A 13,588-nucleotide genomic window follows, 5' to 3' on the forward strand; every position below is an offset into this window, starting at 1 on the left:
ACCGCCCGGGGCGTCGTCGATCCGGCGCTGCGCGGAGCAGCGATCCTCGGCCGACGCTGTCACCGGGGCGGAGCCTGCCGAACCAGAGGTCGGGGCTGTCCGCTCGGGACCTGTGCCGCGGCGGGAGGACGGCACTGCGGATCACAGTAGCCGCAGGTCGTCCCGGTGGCGACGATCCGCCGCGCCGGTGTGAGATACCACCGGGTCACCAGGCGGCTCACCGGGCGCCCGGTGACGGCCCTGCCCTCACGGCGCCGTCGTGGCCGCTCCGAGTTCCCACGTGGGACCCGGATCCGCCACCCGGTATCCTCGAGAGCATCTCCCGCGCCCGGATCCCGGGCCCGGCCGTCCCCGACTCCAGGAGGGCTCATGGCACGACGAGTCAGCATCAAGGACGTCGCCCAGCGCGCCGGGGTCTCCTGGAAGACCGTCTCCAACGTGGTCAACGACCGCCCGGTCGTGCGGGCGGAGACCCGCGCCAGGGTGGAGCGGGCGATCGAGGAGCTCGGCTACGTGCCGAACCATGTGGGACGGGAGCTGCGCGGGGGCCCCACCCGGACCATCGCCCTGGTGGTCCCCGAGCTGCAGAACCCCTACTTCGCACGCCTCGCGGAGCTCATGCAGGTCGCCGCCCGCGACCGCGGGTACACGGTGAGCGTCGAGGTCTCCCTGGGGGTCGCGGCGACCGAGCGGGCCCATGTGCGCGGGCTGACCCCGCGTCCGGTCGACGCGGTCATCATCTCCCCGGCGGCGCTGACGCCTCCCGACCTGCTCGACGCCGGCGGCCCGCGGGTGGTGCTGCTGGGGGAGATGCTGCCGGCCGCTCCCGAGGTCTCCCACGTGGCCATCGACAACGTCGCCTCCGCGGCCGACGTGGTGCGCCACCTCGTGGCGCAGGGGCGACGGCGGCTGCTGTTCCTGGGCGGCGACGGGGCCGTGCGGTCGACGGCGACGGACCGCCTGGCCGGCTTCCGTGCCGCGCTGCGCTTCGCCGACCTGGGCATCGACCCCGACCGGGTCCGCACCGTCACGGACTGGAGCCGCGAGGCCGGGCGGGCGGAGATGAGAGCGGTGATCGGGGCCGGCATCGAGGTCGACGCGGTGGTGGCGGGGAACGATCTGCTGGCCCTGGGGGCGCTCGCGGCGCTGGCCGAGCACGGACTGGAGGTGCCCTCGCAGGTCGCGGTGGTGGGATGGGACGACATCCCCGAGGCGGCCTGGTCCACCCCGGCGCTGACCAGCGTCGCCCCGGATCTCGACGCCCTCATCTCGGCGGCCCTGGACGCCGCGCTCGCCGAGTCCGGCGGAGGAGCGGTCGCCGGTGCGGAGACGGTGGTGGGGCACCGGCTCGTCGAGCGGGGCTCGACCTCCGCCGTCGTGCGGGGCTGAGGACCTGTCCCACCCATGTTCCCACGTTGCAATCATCGAGGGGATGCGGTTGACTGACGCCGACCGATCAGCGCCGATCCCGAGCCGAGGAGCCGATCCATGACCGTCCCGACCACCGCGCAGCGCGCCGAGCTGCCCGAGCACCTGGCCGCGCTCTTCGGGCGCGCCGACGAGCTCGCCGCGCAGCTCGACGCCCCTCTCTCCGCCGCCGGCGAGGTCCCGCGACCCGAGCACCCCCGCCCCCGGCTGCAGCGCGCCGCGTGGCTGTCCCTCAACGGCACCTGGCAGTTCGAGATCGACCAGGGCGACTCGGGCCGCGACCGCGGCCTGCTCGAGCGTGATCTCGCGGGCAGCATCACCGTGCCCTTCGCGCCCGAGACCGAGGCCTCCGGCGTCGGGAACCGAGACTTCCTCCAGGCGGTCTGGTACCGCCGCACGGTCACCGTCCCCGCCGACTGGGCCGGACTGCGCCCGATCCTGCGCTTCGAGGCCGTCGACCAGGACGCGACCGTCTGGGCGAACGGCGTCGAGGTCGCGCGCCACCGCGGCGGCTTCACGCCCTTCGCGGCCGATCTCTCGACCGTGCCCGGCGTCGCCGCGGGCGCCGAGGTCGAGATCGTGGTGCGCGCCCGCGATCCGCACGACGTCCCCCAGGCCCGCGGAAAGCAGTCCACCTGGTTCCGCCCCACCCACGCCAGCTACCACCGCACCACCGGCATCTGGCAGAGCGTCTGGCTCGAGGGCGTCCCCGTGGACGAGATCCGCGACCTGCGCATCGTGCCCTCGCTGGCAGGCCGCTCCTTCTCGGTCACCGTTCCGCTGGACCGCAGCACCCGCGGCACCCGCCTCGAGGTGATCGCCTCCGAGCCGGGCGGCGACGAGGTCTCCCGCGGCGAGGTCCGCGCCGATCTCGACCTCGCCCCGCATCTCGAGCTCGTGATCCCCGAGGAGTCGGTCCGGGTCTGGGGCCCGGGAGCGCCCGAGCTCTATGCGCTCACCGCACGGCTGGTCGACGAGGGCGGCGAGGTGCTCGACGAGGTCCGCTCCTATGCGGGACTGCGCTCGACCGCCCTGCGCGACCACGAGTTCCGGATCAACGGCGAGAAGGTCTTCCAGCGTCTCGTGCTCGACCAGGGCTACTGGGAGGAGTCGTTCATGACCTCCCCGACGGACGAGGCCATGACCACCGACATCCGCCTCGCGCTGGAGGCCGGCTTCAACGGTGCCCGTCTGCATCAGAAGGTCTTCGAGCAGCGCATGCTGTTCTGGGCGGATCTGCACGGCTACCTGGTCTGGGGCGAGTTCGGCGACTGGGGCGCCTCCGGCCACGGGCCGATGGGTGACAACCAGCAGCCCACCGCCTCCTTCATCGGCCAGTGGATCGAGGCGGTGCGGCGCGATCTCAGCCACCCCAGCATCATCGGCTGGTGCCCGCTGAACGAGACCCACCAGGTGATCCACGACCGCCTCACGCAGCTCGACGACGTCACCCAGGCGATGTACGACGCGACCAAGCTCGCCGATCCCTCCCGGCCGGTGCTCGACGCCTCCGGCTACTCCCACCGGGTGCGCGGGGCCGACGTCTACGACTCCCACTCCTACGAGCAGGATCCCGGTCGCTTCCGCGCGGAGCAGTCCGGGCTCGCGGACGGTGCTCCGTTCGCGAACCGTCGGGACCTCGCCCCGGACGAGATGCCCTTCGCCGACGGCACCTTCTCGCTGCCGTTCGCCGGCCAGCCCTATTTCGTCTCCGAGTACGGCGGGATCTGGTGGAACGAGCAGGAGGCGCGGGAATCCGCGGAGAACGAGCGCGCCGGGAACGATGCGGCGCAGTCCTGGGGCTACGGCCAGCGGATCCGCAGCGAGGAGGAGCTCTACGAGCGCTTCGAGGGGCTCACCCGCGTGCTGCTCGAGGACCCGCTGATGTTCGGCTACTGCTACACGCAGATGACCGACGTCTTCCAGGAGAAGAACGGCATCGTCGACTTCGAGCGCGGTCGCAAGCTCGATCTCTCCCGCCTGCGCGCGGTCCAGCAGCAGGCGGCGGCGTACGAGAACGAGGGCTGAGCGCCCGTCGGCCGGTGGGGCGCGGGGCGCACGGGAAAATCCCGTGACGCCCTGCGCCGGGCGGGCCACGATGGGCCCATGATCGATCAGACCCGCCTCTGGGACGCGCAGGCCGCCGCCGAGTACGACACCCCCGGCGAGGGCATGTTCGCGCCCGAGGTCCTGGGGCCGACGGTCGCGACCCTGGCCGAGCTCGCCGCCGGCGGGCCCGCGCTCGAGCTCGCGATCGGCACCGGCCGGGTCGCCGTCCCGCTGCGGGAGGCGGGGGTCGAGGTCACCGGGATCGAGCTCTCGCCGGCGATGATCGCGCGGCTGCGGGAGAAGGCCGACGCAGAGCGCATCCCCGTCGTCCAGGGGGACATGGCCACGGCCCGGGCCGGGGAGGGGTTCGCTCTCGCCTACCTGGTCTTCAACACCATCGCGAACCTGCTCACCCAGGAGGAGCAGGTGGCCTGCTTCCGCAGCGCCGCCCGGCAGCTGGCCCCCGGCGGCTGCTTCGTGATCGAGCTGTGGGTGCCGCAGCTGCGCTCGCTCGCCCCCGGCCACGGCGGCACCGTCGAGGTCTCCGAGCCCGGGCGCCTGCTGGTGGACACCTACGACACGCTCGCCCAGCAGGTCGTCTCCCACCATCTCCGCTTCGATCCGGCCGTCGACGGCGCCCGCGGCGCCCGCATCGCCCGCACCCCGCACCGCTACGTCTGGCCCGCCGAGCTCGACCTGATGGCGCAGCTGGCGGGCTTCACCCTCGAGGCGCGCTGGGCGGACTGGGACCGCACCGAGTTCACCGCGGACTCCCGCAGCCACGTCAGCGTGTACCGGCTCCCTACAATGGACCGGTGACCTCCTACGACACCCTCCCGACCGGTGCCACCACGTCCGGTGCCACCACGTCCGTCGCCGTCACGTCCGGCGGCATCACGACCCGCAGCCCGCTCACGGTGGAGGACGTCCCCGCCCTCACCGCCCTGCTGAACCGCATCGACGCCGCCGACCGGCTCGACGAGCCCGCCGCGGAGCCCAGCATCCGCGAATGGCTCACGATGCCGGGCCTCGACCTGGAGCGCGACACCCTGGCCGTGCGCCGCGGCGAGGATCTCGTCGCCGTCGCCCTGGTCGACGTGCACACCTCCCTGGACCGGGACGGCCGGGTGCGCTGCCAGCTGATGGGCGGCGTCGACCCCTCCCACCGTCGCCAGGGCCTGGGCACCGCGCTCCTGGACTGGTCGGAGACCCGCGCCCGGGAGCTCGTCGGCGAGCGGCACGGCACAGACGCGATGGCCGTCTTCCGCGCCTCCGGCGGTCGCGACCCCCGCGAGGGGGCCGCGGCCGACGCCCCGCAGGCCGGCGGCGCCGACATCCGCCCGGTGCTCGCCCGCCGCGGCTACACGCGAGCGCGCAGCTGGCTGAGCATGGTCCGTGAGCTGTCCGGGGAGCCCGTCGCCGGACCGTCCGTCGTGGGCGCGGCGCTGCGCGCCCCCACCGACGCCGAGCGCGAGGCCACCCGCCTCGCCCACCTCGCCGCCTTCGCCGACCACTGGGGCTCGGCCCCGGTCCCGCGCGAGCGGTGGGCGCTGTGGTGGTCCTCCCACACCTCGCGCAGGGAGCTGTCCTCGATCGCGCTCGACGCCGAGGGGACCGTGCTCGCCTACGTCATCGCCTCCGAGGACCGTCCGGGCGCCCTCCACATCGCCCTGGTGGGCACCCGCCCCGAGGCCCGGGGCCGCGGCCTCGCGCGCGCCGTCATCGCCCGCACCCTCCGGGCGGCCGCCGAGGCCGGCTACGCGCGGGCGGAGCTCGAGGTCGACGGCGAGTCCCTCACCGGTGCCACCCGCCTCTACGACGCCCTCGGGTTCGTGCGCGAGAGCGTGTTCGGCACCTATGAGAAGCCGGTCGGAACCCTCTGACGGGGCGGTCTGGGACCGGCCCCCGGCCCTCCCCGCCTTGACGTCGCATCCCTGATCTGTTCATAGTGCATATGCACAGTAGGGACAGTCCACGGGGGCGAGGAGGCATCGTCGATGCACATCCCGATCGACCCCTCCGCGCCCGCTCCGATCTATGCACAGATCCGCATCCACCTCAGCGAGGCGATCCTCCGCGGCGATCTCGCCCCCGGTGAGGCGCTGCCCTCGATCCGCACGTTGGCGCGCGACCTGCGGGTCAGCGTCATCACCACCACTCGCGCCTACAACGAGCTGGTGGCGGACGGCCTCGCCGACGCCGTGCGCGGCAAGGGCGTGTTCGTCCGGGCCCAGGCCGCGCAGCAGGTGCGCGACCGCTCCCTCGAGCGCATCGACGCCGCGCTGACGGAGGCCGTGCGGATCGCCCGCACCACCGGTGTCAGCCCCGCCGAGCTCCAGGACCGCCTGGCTCGAGCATGTCAGGAGGTCCGATGACGCAGCCCGCCCGCACTCCCGATCCCGCGGCCGAGGTCCGTGACCTCGTCGTCGAGCTGCCCGACCGGGAGCGCCCCTACGCGAGCCCTCTGGCCGCGCTGCGCGGCCTGTCCCTGACCGCTCCGGCCGGTCAGGTCACCGCGCTGGTCGGCGCCAACGGGGCCGGGAAGACCACCGCCCTGCGCGCCCTCATCGGAGCGCAGCCCTGGACCCAGGGATCCGTCGCGCTGCACGGCAGCGAGATGGGTGCGGCCGATGTCCCCCTCCCGGTGGGCGTCGCCCACGTCCCCGACGCTCCCTCCTACCCGCGCTCCTGGACCGCCCGGCATCTCCTGCAGCAGCTCGAGCGCGTCGGGCGCCCCGTGGACGGCGCGCGCTTCGCCGCCCGGCTGGACGCCCACCGGGTTCCGGGGCGGCGCCCGGCGCGCACGCTCTCCCGGGGACAGCTGACCCAGCTCGCGCTCACCGCCGCGCTCGCCCAGGACCCGCAGGTGCTCCTGCTGGACGAGCCCTTCGCGCGACTGGACCCCCTGGCGCGCTCCGAGCTGCTCGACGAGCTGAGGGCCCTGATGGCGCACGAGGGCCGCTCGATCCTCCTGTCCACCCATGACCTCGAGGGGATGGATCGCTTCGTCGACCACCTCGTCGTCATCGCCGACGGACAGACGGTGCTCGAGGGCGAGGCGGAGGCCCTCCGCGAGGAGTTCCTGCTCCTGGAGACCGCCGCCGACGCACCGTTGGCCCAGGACACGGCGATGCGGCTGATCGGCGCGGTCACCACGGGCGGCTCGCGCCGTGCCCTGGTCGCGGTGGAGGAGGCCGTCGGCCTGGCGCCGGACGCCGACCTCCGCCGACCCGAGCTGCCCGAGCTGATCACCCACTGGCTGCGCGGCGCGCGCCGCGCGAAGGAGGCGGCGTGACCTCTGCGTACCGAACCCTCGCGACCGAGATCCGACTCCATCCCGGAACCGCCGCGACCTCCCTCGGTCTGTGCGCGGTGACCCTCCTGGTCACCGTGCTCCTCTCCGATGCGATGGTGAGCGTGCTGCCCCTCTGGGCTTCGCTGGCCTGGTATCGCTACGGGCGGCAGGACACCCCCGCACGGGAGGAGCTCCGTGCGAGCCTCGGGCTCAGCCGTGCCGACCGCGTGCGGGGGAGGGTGGTGCTCATCGCGGCGGAGACGGCGCTGCTGCTGGTCACCGCGGCGGCCTGCATGCTGATCGCGCACGCGCTCGACCGCGCGACCGTCGGCGCCAGCCCCACGGTCACGGTCGCCGGGCCTCCTGGGGCGCCGGTGGCACTGCTGGTGCTGGTGGGGAGCCTGTACTCCGCGGCAGCGCTCCTGGTGGTGGCATCGGTGGTCGGCGGGGAGTGCGTCACCCGCGTCCCGGGCGGCGGGCTGATCCTGATCAGCCTCGGCGTCCATCTCGGCGCCGGACTCCTCGGCGCCGCCGTGGTGGGGGTGCCGCTGGCGACGCTCCAGATCGGCTCGGCCACCGGGACGGTCGTCGCGACTGCCGGGGTCCTCCTGCTCGCGATGCTGCTGCTGTCCCTGCTGCTGCGCCGTCGCCTGCGGGGATGGATCCGGCAGCTGGATGCCGGCGCCGCCACCCGTCGCCGGGTCGAGGCCTGAGCAGGCAGGCCCTCTCCCACGCCGTCCGGGGGAGGATGGCGCCATGAGAGCAGTCCGCTTCGAGAGCTTCCGTGCAGCGCCCGCCCTGGTCGAGGTCCCCGACCCCGTCTGCCCGCCCCGCGGCGCGGTGGTCACCGTCCACGCCACCGGTGTGTGCCGCAGCGACTGGCACGCCTGGCAGGGGCACGACGACTCCGTCCAGCTGCCGCACGTCCCGGGCCACGAGTTCGCGGGGACCGTCGACCAGGTGGGGGAGGAGGCCACAGGCTTCGCGCCGGGCGACCGCGTCACCGCCCCGTTCATTCTCGCCTGCGGCCGCTGCGAGCAGTGCCGCGCAGGGGCATCCCAGGTGTGCTCTGCGCAGCGCCAGCCCGGCTTCGACCTGCCCGGCTCCTGGGCCGAGAAGGTCGTGGTCCTCGAGGCTGACCACAACCTCGTCGCTCTCCCGGACGCGATCGACATGACACTCGCCGCGGGACTCGGCTGCCGGGTCGGCACCGCGCACCACGCCGTCCGCGCCCAGGCCGCGGTCGCCCCCGGAGAGCAGGTGGCGGTGTTCGGCTGCGGCGGGCTCGGGCTCGCCTGCGTGATGGTCGCCCGCGCCGCCGGGGCCGACGTGGTCGCCGTCGACGTCTCGGACAGGGCCCTCGAGGCCGCTGCGGCCCTGGGCGCGACGCCCGTCCGCGCCGGCGCGGATGCCGTCGACCGGGTGCGGGAGGCGACCGACGGCGGCGCCCACGTCACCGTCGACGCGCTCGGCTCCGCGGCGACCGCCCGAGCGGCTATCTCGTCCCTGCGTCCCCGGGGCCGGCACGTCCAGGTGGGACTGCTGCTCGGCGAGGACGCCGATCCTTCCCTGCCCATGGGGCGCGTGATCGCCGACGAGCTCACGATCCGCGGCAGCCACGGTCTCGCGGTCGCGGAGTACCGGGAGCTGATGGAGGACGTGGCGACCGGACGTCTCGATCTGGGCGCGACCGTCGGCCGGGTGATCGAGGCCGCGGAGCTGCCCGCCGCGATGCTCGCGATGGATGCCCCGCCCACCCATGCCGGGATGACCGTCGCGCGCTGGCGGTGAGGAAGCCCTCGGGCGGTGCGGGAGCTCGCCGGGACGGGCGGCAGGCTGTGGAACGATTGCCCCCATGACGATCACCGCTGCCGCCGACGGCTCCGCCCTCGGCAATCCCGGACCCGCCGGCTGGGCCTGGTACATCGACGAGGACACCTGGCGCGCGGGCGGCTGGCCCCATGGCACCAACAACATGGGGGAGCTCAAGGCCGTCCTCGACCTCCTCGAGGCGACCGCCGTCGACGCCGATCAGCATCTGCACGTGCTGTGCGACAGCCAGTACGTCATCAACTCGGTGACCAAGTGGATGCCGGGGTGGAAGCGCAAGGGGTGGCGCAAGAAGGACGGCAAGCCGGTGATGAACGTCGAGCTGCTCCAGGACATCGACCGGGCGCTCGCCGGGCGCAGCGTCGAGTTCGAATGGGTCAAGGGCCACTCCGGCCATGCGATGAACGAGGCCGCGGACAAGCGGGCCAACGCGGCGGCCACGGCTTTCTCGAGGAAGCAGGATCCGCAGGTCGGGCCCGGGTACCGGGGGAGCGGGGGAGCCGCTGCGCCTCGGTCCGTTGCGCCCAGTTCCGCTGCGCCGTCGGCGGTCGCCGGATCTCCCGCCGAGGATCTGTTCAGCCTCTTCGACGAGCCCGCCGCGGACGCAGCGCCTGGCTGCTCGAGCGCGGTCGAGGAGACCGTGCTGGTGGCCGATGCCCCCGGCACCACCGACTTCGAGCAGATCACTGCTCGCGAGCAGGCCCTGCTCGGCGACGCTCTGCGGGCGGACCCTCCGAGCGCGGCCGAGCTGCTGCACCGCTACGTCACCGAGATCGGCGCGAGCGGGAGACGCTACGACCGTGAGGAGATCCTCGCCCACCTCGCGCCGCTGGACGGCGTCGACGCCGAGGAGTTCATCGCCGACGAGATCGCTCCGGGGGTGGTGCTGCTGCAGTACACGACGCACTCCCCGAACGGCACCGTGCATCGCAGCTCCCTGTGGGTGCGGGAGAACGACCGCTGGCTGCTCCGCCACCATCAGGGCACGCCGAGCTCCCAGGGGCTCTGAGATCCGCGCCCGGCGGCGGCAGTGGGCTCAGGGGGATTGCGAGTTCTCCGGCGGCTCGGTGCCGACGGGGCGAACGGGGTCACCGGGGTCGCCGGGAGGAACGGGCGCGTCCGGTTCCCTCCGGTCGTCGTCCGGCGGTGGGTGGTCGAGGCTTGGTGCGATCAGCGGGGGCGTGGGCGAGATGCCCGTGGCCCCGTGGGGCGAGGTCCAGGCCCATGCGGCCGGCGGCGTGGTGCTCGGCGGTGGAGCCTCCGCCGGGTCAACGCTCCCCGGCTCCGTCCCGGCGCGGCTCAGCGGGGTCAGCACCCAGAGTCCGTGCTCCTTGAGCAGGTTGCAGCGGGCGCAGAGCCCCTGGCCGTTCGCGTAGCTCGTCGGGCCGCCGTGCTGGACGGGGACGACATGATCGCTGTGACGGATCGTCGCATTGCACCAGGGAGTGCGGCACGTGGTGTCGCGCCAGCGGAGCATCCGGGCGAGTCCGGCGGGGAAGGCACGGGCGGTCGACTCCATGGCGACGAGGTCGCCGGCGCGCGGTGCGGCGTAGAGGCGGCGGAAGAAGGCGGAGACCTCCTCGTCGGGGTGCTCGGCCTCGTCGTGCCGCAGGTGCCCCGGCGGTCGGCCGAGCAGGGTGTCCTGCACGATGTGCGCAGGGAGCGTGCCGTAGCCCTCGAGGAGGGCGGTCTCGGCGTCGTCGTCCTGTCCCAGCAGCGCGGTCTCGGTGATGACGATGCCGACGTCCAGTCCAGGGCGCGGCCGCGGCCGGCGCGGGGCGGTGGCCCGCTCCTCAATGGCCCCGCTCCCGGCGGTTCCCTTCTCGCCGGCCTCCTCGTCGGAGGCCCCGCTTCCGACGGTTCCCGGCGCGTCACTCCCTCCTCCATCGTTCAGGGCACCCTGGAGGACGTCCTCGACGAGCAGGTCCGCTTCCAGCGCGGGGACCGAGGTCCTCGAGCCCGACGCCCGCCGGGACTCGGCCCGGGACCGGAGCGAGGCCATCATCGCGACCGCATCGATCGCACGGAGCGTCGCGCTCACACGCGCCATCCCATCGTCCAGGGGAGTCATGGTGACGTGCCGGGACCGGGCGGCGCGCTCGGCGCGCTCGCGGGACGTCTCGGGCTCGAGCTGCTGGACCAGGGCGCGGACATCGGACTGGAGACGCCGCTTCCCCTTGCCGTGCAGGAACTCGGGGTGCTCACGGATCCGGTCGTCGATCCGTCGGCAGGTCTCCGCGCCGGCACCGTCGAGGGCGCCCGCGACCGTGGAGGCCTGCTGGTCCGTGACGGCACCTGACCAGAGAGCCTCCACGGTGCCGGGCATGTCCTGGGCCAGGCGGCGCGCCCTCGCCAGCGAGAAGGACGAGGCGGCCGGGGAGATCCGGCGGGCGAGGGCGATCTCCTGACCGGCGCCCCGTCCTTGCCGGTCGGCCGGCAGTCCACGGTCGGCGTCGCTCCGACGGATCCGCTGCTCGGCGACGGCCTGCCAGGTCACGTCGACCGCGGCCAACGAGGCACGCAGCTGATCGATCCCCGCGAGGGCCGCCAGAGCTTCCTCGGCGCTCTCGGGAGCGGTGTCGATCAGGGGATCGCGCACCGAGCGCGTGCGGGTGAACGAGGCCAGCGTCGCCGCGAGGACCTGGGCGATCAGGGTTCGCGCCGTGGAGCCGGCCTGGATCATCGCGAAGCGCCGCAGCACCTCCTCGAGGACGTCCCCCGACGGCGCGGCCGGGTTCCGAGGGGGCATGTCCCCACCGGGTCGGTCCCCGCTGCTCGTCGGCGTCGTCTCCATACCACGAGCGTACCGACGTTCGAAATGCATCACCATCCCTCCGGTGATTCCGGGGATAACTCCGTCGACTGTGGAAAAAATGTGGAAAAGTGGGCACTGTGGAGGAACGGTCGAGAGGGTGGGCGGGCAAGTCAGCAGTGCTTGTGGCGGCCGGAGAGGCGGCTGAAGAATTCCTCCGACGCGAATAGCCCCATCTTCGTCGTGAAATGTCAAGGGTCGCCTCGAAGATGTGGATGGCAAGGACCGTCGGGAACGTGCCGAGGCACCGGATCCTCGGACATCGCCTCCTCCGCACGGCGGCCTCGGGACCGCCTGCGGCAGCGAGACCGGTCCGCGCCTGTGGGACCATGTCGGGCATGAGGAGCACCCCCGTCGGCCGTGCTCCGCGCACCGGAGGACCGGGCGCGGTGATGACCTCCGTCCCCCTCTCCCGCCGCGCCGCCGGGCCCGACCTCGCCCGGGGGACCGCCCTGCTGGGGATCGCGCTGGCCAACACGGTGGGCTGGCTGCACGGCAGCGAGTGGACGGTGCTGCTCAAGCAGGTCGACGCCACCGCGCTGGACAGGACCGTCGATGCGTTCGTCGCCCTGTTCGCGGACAACCGCGGATTCCCGCTGTTCGCCCTGCTGTTCGGGTACGGCATCGGGATCCTGCACCGACGGTCCCGGGAGCGCGGGGAGCGGGCCGGCCGGTTCCTGCGACGCATGCTGCGTCGCCACCTGGTGCTGCTCACGATCGGCCTGGTCCACGCGATCCTGCTGTTCAGCGGGGACATCCTGGTCGCGTACGCGATCATCGGCATGTTCTGCGCGGTGCTCGTGACCCGGCACCGCGCCGTGCTGCCGGCCGCCGCCGTGCTCGCCCTGCCCGCTCTCGGGGTCTGGGGGTGGGCCGACGGGGTCATCGGCCTCGGGAGCGGCAGCGGGTATGCTGCGGCCTCCGCCCCGGACGCCCTGACCGGGGTGCGGCTGCGCGCCGTCGAGGCGCTCGGCGACACGGCGCTGGCCCCGGTCCAGGAGATCGGCCTGCTCGCACCCATGGCGATCGGGGCCGTCGCCGCCCGGCTGCGCCTCCTCGAGCTGGTGGCGGAGAACCGTGACGTGCTGGTCCCGCTGTCGCGCTGGGGCCTGCTCCTGGGCCTGCTCGGCGCCGTGCCGCTGACCGCGGTGCTCGTGCTCGATCCCGCCCACGCGCATCTCGACAGCATGGTGGTGCTCGGCGGCCTCGGCGTGCTCCACCAGTACTCGGGCCTGCTCTTCGCCGTCGGGCTCGCCGCGGGGGCAGCCCTGCTCGCGGAGCGGGTGCGAGCGCTTCCGGGACGGGCCTCGGCGGCGCGCATGGTGCAGGGGATCGCTGCGCTCGGCACCGTCTCCCTGAGCGCCTACATCGCCCAGTCCCTCATCTTCGCCGCGCTGATGCCGCCCTACGCCCTGGACCTCGGCGCCGTGCTGGGCAGCGCCGGGGCCGCGTCGATCGGGGTGGCCGGCTGGCTGCTGATGATCCCGCCGGCCCTCGCCCTGCAGCGCCGCGGCCGACGGGGCCCGCTCGAGCACCTGCTGAGACGGCTCGCTGGCTCGGCGACGCCCCGCACGGAGGGCGCCCCCGCGGCCGACGGCTCCGGGGAGGCGCGCCCGTGACCGTCTACGCCGACACCCCACGCTGGCCGCGCCATGGCACCCTCTGGGGGCACCTGATCTCCGATGCCTCGCTCGAGGAGCTGCACCAGGCCGCCGCCCGTGCGGGTCTCCCTCCCCGCTCCTTCGACCTCGACCACTACGACTGGCCGGCCGCCGCCGGCGAGGCGCTGCGCGAGGTCGGTGTGCGCTTCGTGGACGACGGCGCCCTCACCCGCATCCTCATCGCCTCCGGTCTGCGGATCCGGCTGCGGGACCGCCCGGCCGCCCGTGCTCGCCGCAGCGCCGAGCAGGCCGCGGCGCTGGGCCTCGACCCCGTGCCGCGGGATCTCATCGTCGGGCTGCTCGGGCACGTGGACCCGCTGCCCGAGCAGCCGGGCGGCTACCGGCTCACCCGCGACGATCCCGACCGCCCCGCGCGGATCGAGGCGCACGACGCCGCGGGCCGACGGGAGGCCCAGGAGATGCTCGAGCGTCTCGACGCGCTCGCCCGGGTCGCGGGCACGGGCCGCTTCGTCGGGCAGGTCATGGACGCCCCGCCCGACCGGCGGTGAGGGG

The 13,588-nt window shown here is 74.0% G+C and carries 12 protein-coding genes; 11 read left to right on the top strand and 1 reads right to left on the bottom strand.

The features are described 5' to 3' along the window. Positions 1 to 369: 369 nt before the first annotated feature. From ACT3SP_RS11735 to ACT3SP_RS11775, 9 genes are all read left to right on the top strand, one after another. Positions 370 to 1,389: a LacI family DNA-binding transcriptional regulator gene (locus tag ACT3SP_RS11735; protein ID WP_444587473.1), complete on the top strand. Its 1,020-nt coding sequence runs from the start codon at positions 370 to 372 to the stop codon at positions 1,387 to 1,389. A gap of 99 nt (positions 1,390 to 1,488) precedes the next feature. Next, positions 1,489 to 3,456, top strand: a complete 1,968-nt coding sequence (locus ACT3SP_RS11740; protein WP_444587474.1) for a glycoside hydrolase family 2 protein — start codon at positions 1,489 to 1,491, stop codon at positions 3,454 to 3,456. Between the two features lie 78 nt (positions 3,457 to 3,534). Then, positions 3,535 to 4,296, top strand: coding sequence for a class I SAM-dependent methyltransferase (locus ACT3SP_RS11745; RefSeq protein ID WP_444587475.1), 762 nt, complete (start codon positions 3,535 to 3,537; stop codon positions 4,294 to 4,296). Beyond that, entirely contained in the window at positions 4,293 to 5,360 is a 1,068-nt protein-coding gene (locus ACT3SP_RS11750) for a GNAT family N-acetyltransferase (protein WP_444587476.1), read from the top strand. Before ACT3SP_RS11745 ends, ACT3SP_RS11750 begins: the two co-directional genes overlap by 4 nt. Positions 5,361 to 5,474: 114 nt before the next feature. Continuing rightward, positions 5,475 to 5,852, top strand: coding sequence for a GntR family transcriptional regulator (locus ACT3SP_RS11755; protein WP_444587477.1), 378 nt, complete (start codon positions 5,475 to 5,477; stop codon positions 5,850 to 5,852). Then, positions 5,849 to 6,772 (top strand): ATP-binding cassette domain-containing protein, encoded by a 924-nt coding sequence (locus ACT3SP_RS11760; RefSeq protein ID WP_444587478.1) that lies wholly within the window; start codon positions 5,849 to 5,851, stop codon positions 6,770 to 6,772. Before ACT3SP_RS11755 ends, ACT3SP_RS11760 begins: the two co-directional genes overlap by 4 nt. Further along, positions 6,769 to 7,485: a hypothetical protein gene (locus tag ACT3SP_RS11765; protein ID WP_444587479.1), complete on the top strand. Its 717-nt coding sequence runs from the start codon at positions 6,769 to 6,771 to the stop codon at positions 7,483 to 7,485. The genes ACT3SP_RS11760 and ACT3SP_RS11765 overlap by 4 nt, the downstream gene beginning before the upstream one ends. 43 nt (positions 7,486 to 7,528) lie before the next feature. Continuing rightward, complete coding sequence (locus tag ACT3SP_RS11770; RefSeq protein WP_444587480.1) at positions 7,529 to 8,563, top strand: alcohol dehydrogenase catalytic domain-containing protein; 1,035 nt, start codon at positions 7,529 to 7,531, stop codon at positions 8,561 to 8,563. Positions 8,564 to 8,627: 64 nt separating this feature from the next. Further along, positions 8,628 to 9,611: an RNase H family protein gene (locus tag ACT3SP_RS11775; RefSeq protein WP_444587481.1), complete on the top strand. Its 984-nt coding sequence runs from the start codon at positions 8,628 to 8,630 to the stop codon at positions 9,609 to 9,611. Between the two features lie 27 nt (positions 9,612 to 9,638). Here ACT3SP_RS11775 and ACT3SP_RS11780 read toward each other — a convergent pair whose 3' ends face one another. Continuing rightward, entirely contained in the window at positions 9,639 to 11,396 is a 1,758-nt protein-coding gene (locus ACT3SP_RS11780; protein WP_444587482.1) for a DUF222 domain-containing protein, read from the bottom strand. Between the two features lie 356 nt (positions 11,397 to 11,752). Here ACT3SP_RS11780 and ACT3SP_RS11785 point away from each other — a divergent pair, with 356 nt between their 5' ends. Continuing rightward, entirely contained in the window at positions 11,753 to 13,033 is a 1,281-nt protein-coding gene (locus tag ACT3SP_RS11785; RefSeq protein ID WP_444587483.1) for a DUF418 domain-containing protein, read from the top strand. Then, positions 13,030 to 13,584: a DUF4031 domain-containing protein gene (locus ACT3SP_RS11790; protein WP_444587484.1), complete on the top strand. Its 555-nt coding sequence runs from the start codon at positions 13,030 to 13,032 to the stop codon at positions 13,582 to 13,584. Before ACT3SP_RS11785 ends, ACT3SP_RS11790 begins: the two co-directional genes overlap by 4 nt. Positions 13,585 to 13,588: the final 4 nt, after the last annotated feature.

This window comes from Brachybacterium sp. AOP43-C2-M15 (assembly GCF_052446295.1).
In the GTDB taxonomy this organism is placed as follows: domain Bacteria; phylum Actinomycetota; class Actinomycetes; order Actinomycetales; family Dermabacteraceae; genus Brachybacterium.

Bases quoted from the DNA above. Each gene is read 5' to 3' on its own strand.
- ACT3SP_RS11775 (WP_444587481.1), top strand. From the start codon at position 8,628: ATGACGATCACCGCTGCCGCCGACGGCTCCGCCCTCGGCAATCCCGGA.
- ACT3SP_RS11735 (WP_444587473.1), top strand. From the start codon at position 370: ATGGCACGACGAGTCAGCATCAAGGACGTCGCCCAGCGCGCCGGGGTC.
- ACT3SP_RS11760 (WP_444587478.1), top strand. From the start codon at position 5,849: ATGACGCAGCCCGCCCGCACTCCCGATCCCGCGGCCGAGGTCCGTGAC.
- ACT3SP_RS11740 (WP_444587474.1), top strand. From the start codon at position 1,489: ATGACCGTCCCGACCACCGCGCAGCGCGCCGAGCTGCCCGAGCACCTG.
- ACT3SP_RS11770 (WP_444587480.1), top strand. From the start codon at position 7,529: ATGAGAGCAGTCCGCTTCGAGAGCTTCCGTGCAGCGCCCGCCCTGGTC.
- ACT3SP_RS11745 (WP_444587475.1), top strand. From the start codon at position 3,535: ATGATCGATCAGACCCGCCTCTGGGACGCGCAGGCCGCCGCCGAGTAC.
- ACT3SP_RS11780 (WP_444587482.1), bottom strand. From the start codon at position 11,396: ATGGAGACGACGCCGACGAGCAGCGGGGACCGACCCGGTGGGGACATG.
- ACT3SP_RS11755 (WP_444587477.1), top strand. From the start codon at position 5,475: ATGCACATCCCGATCGACCCCTCCGCGCCCGCTCCGATCTATGCACAG.
- ACT3SP_RS11785 (WP_444587483.1), top strand. From the start codon at position 11,753: ATGAGGAGCACCCCCGTCGGCCGTGCTCCGCGCACCGGAGGACCGGGC.